Raw genomic sequence first — 11,559 nt, forward strand, 5'->3', positions numbered from 1 at the left:
GAGGAGAATTTATTTATGGGTAATGCAAAGAAAACAGGTCCTTATGATTCAATGAGAGAATATATAACTGCCCTTGAGGAAAGAGGGAAAGTCCTGAGAATAAAGGAAATCGACCAAGATAGATATGAAGGGACTGCCTTCGTCTATAGAATGATTGAAAAGATGGGGGCTGACCGTTGTCCCGCATTGATTTTTGAGAAAGTAAAAATAAATGGGAAATGGATGGATGGTCCTGTTATTGCAAATCATTTTTGCGGATGGGAGACAGCAGCTCTTCTTTTTGGCGTTGAAGATGTAACAGATGACAGCGGTGCTATGTATAGGGCTGTGATGAATAAATTGACAAGTTTCGTCGATGATAATGGGAAATGGAAGAAGATTAAACCTGTAGAATATAAGGGAGAGAAAGCGCCCTGTAAGGAAGTGGTGTTGAAAGGGGATGATGTAGATATCTATAAATTTCCATGGTTTAAAAACAATCCCGGAGATGCAGCACAGTATATCAATACAGGCGCTGTATTTATGGAAGACCCTGAACTTGGAAGAAATGTTGGGACATACAGAGTACAGGTGAAGGGAAAAAACAAGGTTGGAATGAATACAGAACCGGGGCAACATGGATGGCACTTTGTAATGAGGGCTGTGCGTAGAGGCAAAAAGTCGATTCCTGCGGCAATTGCATTGGGAGTTGACCCTGTCGTTTATTCAATGGCGAGCACGAAGGTAGCCGATTTGGGGGAAGATGAGCTTGAATATGCAGGCGGCATAAAAGGTAAACCCGTTGAGTTGGTTAAATGTGAAACAAGCGATATTATGGTGCCTGCTGAAGCTGAAATGATAATCGAAGGTGATGTTATCGCGGAAATGGAAGAAGAAGGTCCATATGGTGAAATGTATGGATATATGGGGAAGAAGCATGAGAATTACTATATGATTGTCAAAGCCATAACACACAAGAAGAATCCTTGGATATTCAATAATTTTACAGGTGTTACCTATACAACTCATATGCTGCCTTGGCAGGTTGGCAATTATTTGAAACTTAAAAAGGTTCTTCCCTATATGGTTGATTTCTATTCTCCAATGGAAGCAATTGGCATTTCAATTATGAGCATACAAAAAAGGTTTCCCGGTATGGGAATATCAGCCGGGCAAGTTGCTCTTGGATTGACAACTTCGAAGATTATGATTGTTGTGGATGATGATGTTGATGTAACGAATATATCCGATGTCCTTCATGCAGTTGCTACAAGATGGCAGCCTTATCCGGCAAGTTTAATAATTCCACAGACATTTAATATGGGAATTGACCCAAGCATTAAACAAAGAGGGATTTCTAGCAAGATTGTAATCGATGCAACGAAACAGCTTCCAATTGAAGGGGGACCTGCTGAATGGCCTCTTGTAAGCAAAGTTCAGCTTGAGAAAATGGCTCCAGAATCATTTAAACTTGTTGATGAAAAATGGGATGAATATTGGAAAGAATGGAAGAAATAGCATTTAATGAAAGGGAATATGAAAAGATTTATGAATTAAAACTTTTTTTAAAAAGATTTCTTTCAATAAGTATAATATTCATTTCTTTATTTTTTTTAAAAAACACAGATGCTTTGGAGAAGAAAGTAGATAAAGGCGAAGAAAGAATGTCGAAAGAGGCAATAGCAAAAGCAGATAAATTTATGGATTCTTTTAAAAGAAGAGCAATCGAAATGATTTCTGCTTTCAACGGCAATAAATGGGAAAAGAAGACCTTTGTCCACAAAACGCCGAAAGTAGAAGATAAGAATAATACTGAATCGTCATACTATCACGAAGTAAATGTTTCAAGAGGGAAAATTTTCGAGAAGGCAACCGTTTCAGAGATTGTCATAAAATATAAAAAACCTTCAAAGTTTATGGTTGAAAGAGGATTGGCTGATGAAGATGATTCTGTTGATATACGGGTAATCCAGGTTGAAATCTTTCCGGCATCTGCAAAAATTCCGATGGGACATCTAAATGTTGAGCGCCTCAGTGCAAGTAAAAGCATTATCAATACGAATTTTGATGTATTCCCGGCTTCAACACCGAAAAAATATGTGGAAGAGATAAGAGGAAAGATGTCTGCAGTTGTAAAAAAGTATGGGGAAGATCAAAAGGAATTAAGTAAAGGGCTTGCCGCACAATACAATATGGATGATTGGGAAAAACCTCTTGCTGCAAGGGCGGGCTTCCAATTGAAGATGCTTCCTTTGGCTGAAAATCTTGACTTGGCGAGAGAAGGCGCGGAAACATTGTTGAAAGCATATGGAGATATTGTTGAAGAACTAAAAGATGAAGAAGAAACGGATAAAGATAAAATGGTAATGAATGAAATGAGGCGGCATTGGATGGAGTATCTTTTCCTTAAAGATGGCGCTGTAAAAATGGCGCGCCAAAGAAATCATCCATTCGAAGCAATTCGGCTTATGGGTATGCCTCCTTCTGTGCATTATTGATTTGCATAGTTGTTTTAACCTTTTTATTATAATACTCATCTATTATATTTTTTGAAAAATTGAGCTCTTAGAACTTTGATGAAATAGTGAATGTAAATTAAAGGGAGGGGAAGATATGAAGAAACTATTCATAATTGTCCTTATTTGTAGTTTCGTTTTATTTGCAGGTTTTTCATTTGCGCAGGATGAATTGATGGCACGGGCTAAGAATTTTTTCCGCCCAATTCCGGAGAAGCCGCCTGTGTTGAAGGACAATGAAGCAACTCCTGAAAAGGTAGAATTGGGCAAAATCCTCTTTTTTGACCCTCGCCTTTCTGCAAGCGCACTGATAAGCTGTAATACCTGCCATAATCTTGGATTAGGCGGAAGTGATTATCAGGAAACTTCTACTGGCCATGGCTGGCATCGTGGTGAAAGAAATGCTCCAACAGTGCTCAATTCTGTATTCAATGTTGCTCAATTTTGGGATGGGAGAGCAAAGGACCTTGAAGAGCAGGCAAAAGGTCCGGTGCAGGCATCAGTGGAGATGAATAACAAGCCGGAAGATGTCATAAAAACCTTAAAAAGTATGCCTGAATATGTTGAAAAATTTAAAAAGGCATTTCCAAAAGATAAGGATCCTGTAACATTCGATAATATGGCAAAAGCCATCGAAGTTTTTGAAGCTACGCTGATTACTCCTGATTCAAAATTTGACAGATTTCTAAAAGGTGATGAAAAGGCGCTGTCAAAAAAGGAAAGAGAGGGTCTTGACCTCTATATGACAAAGGGATGTTCAGGATGTCATGGAGGATTGAATATGGGTGGCGAAGGATATTTCCCTTTTGGTCTGGTCAAGAAACCTCCAAAAGCCATTCTTGCAGGCGATACCGGACGATATAAAATTACAGGGAATCTCCCTGATAAATACTATTTTAAGGCACCTTCTTTAAGAAATATTGCATTGACACCGCCATATTTTCATTCCGGCAGGGTATGGGATTTGAAGGAAGCTGTAAAGATTATGGGAGATGTGCAGTTTGGGATAAAGATCACAGATGATGAAGCTGACAAAATAGTAGCTTTTTTGAAAGCCACTACCGGGAAACAGCCGAAAATAGATTATCCGATTTTACCTGCGCCTACGAATGCGACTCCTAAACCAAAACTCGATTAATGGCACTGTGCTATAAAATTTGCTGTTGGAAGTTGTTGACGAAGGAAATAGATAGATTCGATAATATGACAAAATGAGAGAAGAAGATTTTTTTTATTTCTCTTTAAGCTCCATTACCTTATCGAAATCTTTGATAGAGAGGTCGAATTCACCTATTTTTTGGTAAGCTGTGCCGCGATTGTAATAAGCCTGCTCGTAATACGGTTTTATCTTTATTGCCTTTGTATAATCGGAGATGGCTAAGCGATATTTGCCCTTTTTAAAGTATAGATTTCCACGGTTTAGATATGCTTTGGCATTACCTGAATCCAATTCGATTGTCCTGCTGTAATTGGCTATGGCAAGATCGAAATTTCCTTTTTTTTCATAGATTAACGCAAGGTTGAAGTATGCTGCCGGAAGTTTCGGATTGATTTCAACAGCTTTTTTGAGGTCAGATATGGCGCTGTTGTAACTTCCTTTTTTCATATAAATGAAACCGCGGCTATAATACGCCTCTGCATCATTGGGGTTTATTTCAATCGTTTTAGAAAAATCATAAAGCGCTGAATCATAATCATTTAGCTGGAGATATAAAACGGCGCGATTATAGTATGCCTCAGCATACTTTGGATTGATTTTGATTGCTCTATTATAGTCTGACAGGGCAAGCCCCGAATCGCCTTTCATAGCATATAAACTACCTCGGCTATAGAATGCTTCAGCAAGCGCCGGATACATTTCAATTGCCTTATTGAAACTTTTTAAAGCAAGCTCATATTTTCCATCTTTGTAATATAGATTGCCCTCATTTAGTCGTGCCTGCGCCTCTTCTAATTTTGTTAGCTTTGCTTCTTCTTTTTGTACAATTTTTTCAGTCGTCAATGTGCATGCTGAAAAAAAGAAGAGCAAAATTATCAAGAATAAAAACTTTCTAACAGCTGACTTCATAATTTACTCATAATCAAAAAGGATTTTCTTTAGACTTTTACTGCAATGCCTTCTCTATAAGCGAGCGTTCGATAGGTTTTTTCGATTCTATCCCAATTTTCTTCACGGTCAAGAGACCAGAATCTACCCATTACATCTACAACCCTGCCAATCCCAATCTCTTTTGTTTTTTCTTCGACCTGTCTTATATACCTTCTTCCACTTTCAGGCCTTTCGCCCCTTCTTCCCAAGAAAGAATGGATAAAAACCTCTTTTACCCCTTTCTCTTTTGCCATTTCCATAAGTGCGAAAAGATGGTTAATCGAACCGTGGGAACTATAAAAGGAGACGATTCCAAGAAGATGGAGCGGCTTGTTATTTTTGATGGATTCTTCCATTGCTTTGATAAAAGCAGGATTTTCAAAGAAGGATTTGTCTTCAAGAGCTTTGTCTATTCTCAGGCGGTCTGAATAGATGCGTCGTCCTGCGCCTATGTGCAGATGTCCGACTTCTGAATTACCAACAGTGCCTGCAGGCATCCCTACGGCTTCTCCTGAAGATACCAATGATGTGAAAGGGTAATTCTTCATATAATAATCCATATTGGGTGTATTGCTTTGAGCAATCAAATTGCCTTCTCTTTTTTCACTGTATCCCCATCCATCGACTATAAGAAGAAAAACATTTCTTTTGATATTATGAAGGTTTCCTGACTTAATGATAGAATAGCCCGTCATTGTTTTCGGTTTTTCGATGCCCATAAGATTGAAAACTGTTGGTGCAACATCGCTCAACTCTCCATCGTCTCTAAGCTCAATCTTATCTAAATCCCTTTCTTCTTTGCAGGGGACTATTATGAAAGGGACAGGGCTGTTGGTGTGTCCTGTATCAATAGTGCCTTCAGGATAGAGCCACTTTTCCACTGTACCATGGTCTGCTGTAATGATTGTCGTATATCCGCTGACTGTAGCGCATTTGACAACTTCGCCTATTGCCTTGTCAACTGCTTCCACAGCTTTCTTCACAGCCGATTCATTTTCAATATGTCCCACTACATCAACATTTGCGAAATTAGCAATTACAAAATTGTTGTTTTTCCCTTTAAGACAATTATTGACTGTTTCAACTACTTTGTCGATGCACATTTCCGGATAGTCGTCATAGTTTGATATGTCTTTTAGGGAAGGGATGAAAATTCTTTCTTCTCCTTTGAAGGGTTCATTCCTTTTCCCATTTAGAAAATAACTAAGATGCACAGCCTTTTCAGTTTCAACAATCTTTGCCTGTTTAAACCCATTCTTACTTATTACTTCACATAAAGTATCTTCAATTTCTTCTTCAGGAGGAAAAGCAACATCAACATCGAGCTCTTTATTGTATTCGACCATTGTTACAAATTTTGCTGTTCGATTGTCCTTGCGAGGGAATTCTTTAAAATCCTTTTCTATAAAACTTCTTGTAAGTTCGATTTCTCTTTCACCTCGTATGTCATAAAAAATGACATAGTCACCATCTTCGATTGCCCCGGGCCTTGTGCCGTTTACTTCAAGGACTATGGGCTCCATTGTTTCATCTTCCTCACCTCTTTCATAGGCGGCTTTTACTCCTTCACTCATTGGGAAGTCTTTAAAAAGTTTATTGCTTTGCATCGATTTTTATCTCCTTTACTAACTTTGTAAACGAATTTAGCCTGCTGATATTACTTCTTTAAAAGCTGTTTGTCAAAGATTACAGAAATTAGCGAGAAAGAGTATGAAAGATGATTTTGAATTCTTTTGTCTTTTTTTGATAAAGATATCAGATACTTTTTGTTTGACAAAAAGCCCTTTGAGACTGTAATCTTTCCATTCTAAAATCTTTAAATTCATATGTGAGAGTGAGTAAAAATGGATAATCTAAAAGGACTTAAAAGGACTCATTCATGCGGAGAGCTTCGTGCCAAAGATGAAGGTGCGCAAGTCGTTTTGATGGGGTGGGTGCAAAGAAGAAGAGACCATGGAGGTGTAATATTTATCGACTTAAGAGATAGAGAAGGCATCACACAAATAGTATTCGATGAAGAATTGAGTGGTGAGGCACACAAGAAAGCGGAAAAGCTTCGCTCTGAATATGTAATGGCTGTCAATGGGAAGGTAAGACTTCGTCCCGGTGATACTGCAAATCCCAATATGCCCACAGGAGAAATTGAGGTTGTAGCCAATGAATTAAGGATTTTAAACACTGCGCAGACGCCTCCCTTTCAGATAGAAGATGATATAAATGTGGCTGAAGATGTTAGACTTCGATATCGTTATCTCGATTTGAGACGGCCTTCTTTGCAAAGAAATATAATTCTTCGCTATAATGTGACCAAAGCAGTGAGGCGTTATTTTGACAATGAGGGTTTTATCGATGTTGAAACACCCTTTCTTACGAAAAGTACGCCTGAAGGCGCGAGAGACTATCTTGTGCCAAGCCGTGTTAACAGAGGAAAATTTTTTGCCCTCCCGCAGTCTCCTCAGCTTTTCAAACAGATATTGATGATCGCAGGTTTTGATAAATATTATCAAATAGTGAAATGTTTCAGAGACGAAGACCTTCGGGCAGACAGGCAGCCGGAGTTTACTCAGATTGATGTTGAGATGTCCTTTGTAGAAAGAGAGGATATATATAGAGTGATGGAAGGGTTGATGAAAACGGTTTTTTCAGAGGCGGCAGGGATAGAGATAGATACACCCTTTCCTCGTATTTCATATGAAGAAGCAATGAAGAATTACGGCAACGACAAGCCGGATACAAGATTCGAAATGAAGCTTGTTGATTTGACTGAAACATTTAAACAATCGCAGTTTAAAGTGTTTTCTTCTGTTGTTGAGAATAATGGTTTGATATCAGGAATAAATGCCAAAGGATTTGCAGGAATGACGAGAAAGGAGCTCGATGACCTGACGGAATTTGTAAAGGGTGAGGGCGCAAAGGGGCTTGTATGGATAAAGGTCCTTGAAAATGAGCTTCAGTCTCCTGTTGTAAAGTTTTTTAGCCAAGAAGAAATAGAAGATATGAAAAATCGCCTCGGTGCTGAAGCAGGTGACCTTCTTTTCATAATCGCCGATGAGAGCGAAACAACATATAGGGCTCTTTCTGAACTCAGATTGAAGATAGGAAAGGAAAAGGGGCTTATAGATGAAAAAAGATACGATTTTCTATGGATTACAGACTTCCCTCTGTTAGAGTATGATAGCGAAGAAAAGAGGTATGTAGCGATGCATCATCCTTTTACTTCTCCTGTCGACGAAGATATTTCTCTTCTTGATTCAAATCCTCAGGCAGTCAGAGCAAAGGCATATGATTTGGTATTGAACGGTTCGGAGATAGGAGGAGGCAGCATAAGAATTCATAGGAATGATATTCAGCAGAAGATGTTTGACCTTCTTGGCATAGGTAAAGAAGAAGCAGAAGCGAAATTTGGATTTCTCCTTGAAGCTTTGCAGTATGGTGCACCACCTCACGGAGGAATTGCATTTGGCTTGGATAGATTAGTGATGATACTTGCAGGCGCTGAATCGATAAGAGAGGTTATTTCATTCCCAAAAACTCAAAAAGCAGTTTGCCAAATGACAGGTGCCCCATCTGAAGTAGATGAAAAGCAGCTTATCGAATTGGGGATAAAATTAAGAAGGAGTGTGAAATAAATGTTTGATTATTTCAGAAAAAATACAAAGAAGTTTCAGCCTATTTTATGGATAATTATTATTGCTTTCATAGCTTTCTACGGAGTTATGAGCAATAATAACAGGGAAGGCCTTCCCGTGGCAAAAGTAAATGGTGTGAATATCTCTTATAGAGAATATAGAAATGAGTTGGCGCAGACAGAGGATCAAATACGGTCGATTCTAAAAGAAAATGCTGATGAATATCTTAAAAGAATAAATCTTAAAGAGATGGTTTTGAATAGGTTGATAGAAAGAGAGCTTTTGAGACAGGCGGCACAAGAGATGAATGTAAAACCGAGCGATTACGACTTGTTAGAGAAGCTGAAAAGTTATGATGTCTTCAAAGATAAAAGTGGAAAACTTGATAAAAGGCAAATGATTTCTATTTTGCGAAGGAACAGAATAGACCCTAAAGATTTTATAGAAAGCCAGCGGCAGGAAGTTTCAATTGATATGGCGAGAAGGATGCTTGAAGATTGTGCAGATGTGACAGAGGAGGAGATGTGGGAAAGGTTTGTAGAAGAAAACGAGAAAGTTGAAGCAGAATATGCTTTCTTTCCACTCGAATATTTTTTTGAAGATGTAAAAGTCACTGATGAAAAACTTAAGGAATATTTTTCAAAAAATCAGGATCAATACAATGTTGAAGATTCTGCTGAAGTTGAATATGCCCTTGTAAATATCCGTGATTTTTTGAATAAAGTGAAAATTTCAGATGATGATGTCAAAAAATATTATGATGAAAATCAGGAGAAGTTCAAGGTGGATGAGGAGCAAGTAAAGGCAAGACATATTCTTTTTAGAATCAAGCCCGGTCAGAGCAGTGATGAAATAGAAATTATAAAAAAGAAGGCGGAGAAAGTCTTGAAAGAAGCTAAGAGTGGAAAGGATTTTGTTGCACTTGCGCAGATGTATTCAGATGAACCGCTATCAACAACAAGGGGAGGAGATCTTGGTTTTTTTGGAAGAGGAGAAATGGATCCTGCATTTGAAAAAGCCGCATTTGCATTAAAAGAGGGAGAGATTAGCGGTCTCGTTAGGTCCTCTTACGGTTTTCATATTATAAAGGTTGAGAAAAAACTTGCTCCTGGAGAAGTTAAACCCTTTGAATATGTAAAGGATGAAATTAAGATTCGTCTCCAAAAGGAAAAAGCAAAGGAGCAGGCACTTGTACGGGCTAATGAAATAAAGAAGAACTTTGACAGCGATTCTGCAAAAATAGAAAAAATTAAAAAGAAAATTTTCAGAAATGAAATGATCGATGGAGTCATAAATGCCGGCAAATTTTTTAATACTGCATATTCCCTTGAAGAAGGAAAAATAAGTGACCCTGTCAATGTAGGGCAAAAGATTGCAGTTATAAAAACATTAAAAAAAGCAGCTGCACATAAAGGCACATTTGAAGAAGTAAGGGATGAAGTGGAGAGAGACTACAAAAAGGAAAATGCATTTGGAATTGCAGAAAAGAAGGTTTCATCAATTGCTAAAGAAATAAATAAAGGGAAATCGTTGAAATCTCTTATCAAAGACAAAAGGATTGTTGTAAAATCAACGGGCAATATTCTAAGGAGAGAGGTGCCTTCAGATATTAAAGACAGAGAGAAATTTACAGCTCTCATTTTTTCCCTTAAAAAGGAAAAACCTGCAGGTTTTGTAATATCACAAAATGGAGCATATGTTGCATATCTTAAAAACAAATCTCAATTAAGTAGAGAAGAATTTGAATCCAAGAAGCAGACAATCTATTCAAAAATTATTGATGAAAGAAAGAATATTGTCTTCTCGGAAGTTATTGCAAGTTTGAGAAAGAATGGAGATATTGAAATCTCCGAAAGCATTCTTTAATCTTTTTTAACTCTGAAACAAAAGTGAATGAATTTTAATAGGATTTTTTTTACATTTTCAATTTGCTTTTTTTATATAGTTTTTGTTAATAATGAATTATATTCGGCAAATATGAAAGGGGTGCTTTTGAGCTTTAAAGGAAATGTAACGATTTTTTCAAGCAATGGCACCACGCAGAAAGAACCAAAAATTCGCCATAGGTTTTATGAGGGTGACTTTTTAAAAACCGGCGCAAATTCAACTGCTAAACTTCTATTGGATGATGGTATTACGATAGTGGTAGCACCAAATTCAGAGTTTACATTTAAGAAAGACGGTGAAGTAAAAATTCTAAATGGAAATTTTCTTCGTTTAATCAAAGGGAAAGTTAGAATTTTTCTGAGAAGAATAGGAAAGGAAGAGAAGGAATTCAAGGTATTGACTCCCAATGCCCTTTGCGCTGTCAGGGGTACCGATTTTATAGTTTTGATCTCGAATACAAGAAGGACTGATGTATATGTCAATAGGGGTATTGTTGAAGTGAAGGGGATTTCAGAGGGGAGGAAAAAATATTCTGTAATGCTTGAAGCAGGAAAGATGACAACAGTTTATGATGAAGGAATCGTTGCTCCTCCGTCTGTGCCAAATGAGCGGGAGTTTAGAAGGTTTTTTGAAGATGTAGATATCAGTCGTCCTGATAGCATTGGCGAAGATTTGGAAACAAAAGAAATTTCTTGGAATAAATGGGAAGAAATCCTTTCAAAGAAGGATTTGTCTGACGGTCTCGATGAAGAACTTTTTCTCTATGGTCCATCAAAGAAGATGCTGCTTCCCGGGTTGATTGAGATGCTTAGTTTGAAGAAGAAGAGTCAGAGAAAGCAAAAAGCACCATTGCCGCCGCCACATCCTGATTTGAGATGAGCAATTTGTTCATTTTTCACAGCAGATGGTTTCAAAATAGGTATGAAAGGGGAAGAATTTTCAAAGAAGAAAAGAATTATTCCATTCTTTTTGATAGCATTTTACTTTGCCTTGAATATGTCGGCAAATGAAAAGCCTGTGATATATAGAGTTTATCCTGAAATGATAAGCGGAGAATGTGTTTTAGAGATAATAGGCAGAGGATTTGGGAAAGAGAAGGGGGTTTTATTTTTAAATAATGATGAGATTGAGATATTGAGTTGGAAAGATAAGAAAATAAGGGCATTTGTCATTTCAGCTTATGAATTTCCTTTGCTCGAGGTAGAAACTAAAGGCGGTAGTAAAGTAAGTTATCGATTCGAAGATGTTTCTGAAGTTTGCAGTGGAAAGAATATGAAGGTGTTTTCTTTATACGATTTAAATATCAACTATTCAAAAAAGTGGAGAAAATATAAGCATAATGAAAAGAAGAGGACAGCAATATTAGTGAGAAAAAACAGGAAAGCTATAATTTTTTTAGCAATTATGAAAAAACTGCCTTCTTCATCGACTCTCTTTGATATGGTCAATTACTTGAAGA

9 protein-coding genes are annotated in these 11,559 nt (G+C 37.5%); 7 read left to right on the top strand and 2 right to left on the bottom strand.

The features are described 5' to 3' along the window. The 3 genes from D6734_03850 to D6734_03860 form a co-directional block, all read left to right on the top strand. Positions 1–1,497 (top strand): UbiD family decarboxylase (locus tag D6734_03850; protein RMF96303.1); only part of this gene is annotated, 1,497 nt, incomplete at its 5' end. Further along, positions 1,485–2,477, top strand: coding sequence for a coproporphyrinogen III oxidase (locus D6734_03855; GenBank protein RMF96304.1), 993 nt, complete (start codon positions 1,485–1,487; stop codon positions 2,475–2,477). The genes D6734_03850 and D6734_03855, both read left to right, overlap by 13 nt. Positions 2,478–2,592: 115 nt before the next feature. Beyond that, a complete protein-coding gene (locus D6734_03860; GenBank protein RMF96305.1) occupies positions 2,593–3,633 on the top strand; it encodes a cytochrome-c peroxidase in 1,041 nt (346 codons plus the stop codon). Between the two features lie 93 nt (positions 3,634–3,726). Here the strand turns inward: D6734_03860 and D6734_03865 are convergent, their stop codons facing one another. Together D6734_03865 and D6734_03870 are read right to left on the bottom strand one after the other, a co-directional pair. Then, complete coding sequence (locus D6734_03865; GenBank protein RMF96306.1) at positions 3,727–4,563, bottom strand: tetratricopeptide repeat protein; 837 nt, start codon at positions 4,561–4,563, stop codon at positions 3,727–3,729. A gap of 29 nt (positions 4,564–4,592) precedes the next feature. Next, positions 4,593–6,191 (bottom strand): PglZ domain-containing protein, encoded by a 1,599-nt coding sequence (locus D6734_03870; GenBank protein ID RMF96307.1) that lies wholly within the window; start codon positions 6,189–6,191, stop codon positions 4,593–4,595. 237 nt (positions 6,192–6,428) lie between these two features. On the opposite strand from D6734_03870, the gene aspS reads away from it, so the two are divergent. From aspS to D6734_03890, 4 genes are all read left to right on the top strand, one after another. After that, positions 6,429–8,213, top strand: a complete 1,785-nt coding sequence (aspS, locus tag D6734_03875) for an aspartate--tRNA ligase (GenBank protein ID RMF96308.1) — start codon at positions 6,429–6,431, stop codon at positions 8,211–8,213. Continuing rightward, complete coding sequence (locus tag D6734_03880) at positions 8,214–10,079, top strand: hypothetical protein (GenBank protein ID RMF96309.1); 1,866 nt, start codon at positions 8,214–8,216, stop codon at positions 10,077–10,079. A gap of 27 nt (positions 10,080–10,106) precedes the next feature. After that, positions 10,107–10,979 carry a hypothetical protein gene (locus tag D6734_03885; protein ID RMF96310.1) on the top strand — a complete coding sequence of 291 codons (873 nt, stop codon included), beginning with the start codon at positions 10,107–10,109 and terminating at the stop codon, positions 10,977–10,979. 42 nt (positions 10,980–11,021) lie between these two features. Then, a partial coding sequence (locus D6734_03890; GenBank protein RMF96311.1) for a hypothetical protein occupies positions 11,022–11,559 on the top strand: 538 nt, incomplete at its 3' end.

The sequence above is a fragment of the Candidatus Schekmanbacteria bacterium genome, assembly GCA_003695725.1.
In the GTDB taxonomy this organism is placed as follows: domain Bacteria; phylum Schekmanbacteria; class GWA2-38-11; order GWA2-38-11; family J061; genus J061.

What these genes read in the sequence shown, in the direction of transcription:
- D6734_03855 (RMF96304.1), top strand. Translation starts at nt 1,485, where the DNA reads ATGGAAGAAATAGCATTTAATGAAAGGGAATATGAAAAGATTTATGAA.
- D6734_03860 (RMF96305.1), top strand. Translation starts at nt 2,593, where the DNA reads ATGAAGAAACTATTCATAATTGTCCTTATTTGTAGTTTCGTTTTATTT.
- D6734_03865 (RMF96306.1), bottom strand. Translation starts at nt 4,563, where the DNA reads ATGAAGTCAGCTGTTAGAAAGTTTTTATTCTTGATAATTTTGCTCTTC.
- D6734_03870 (RMF96307.1), bottom strand. Translation starts at nt 6,191, where the DNA reads ATGCAAAGCAATAAACTTTTTAAAGACTTCCCAATGAGTGAAGGAGTA.
- aspS (RMF96308.1), top strand. Translation starts at nt 6,429, where the DNA reads ATGGATAATCTAAAAGGACTTAAAAGGACTCATTCATGCGGAGAGCTT.
- D6734_03880 (RMF96309.1), top strand. Translation starts at nt 8,214, where the DNA reads ATGTTTGATTATTTCAGAAAAAATACAAAGAAGTTTCAGCCTATTTTA.
- D6734_03885 (RMF96310.1), top strand. Translation starts at nt 10,107, where the DNA reads ATGAATTTTAATAGGATTTTTTTTACATTTTCAATTTGCTTTTTTTAT.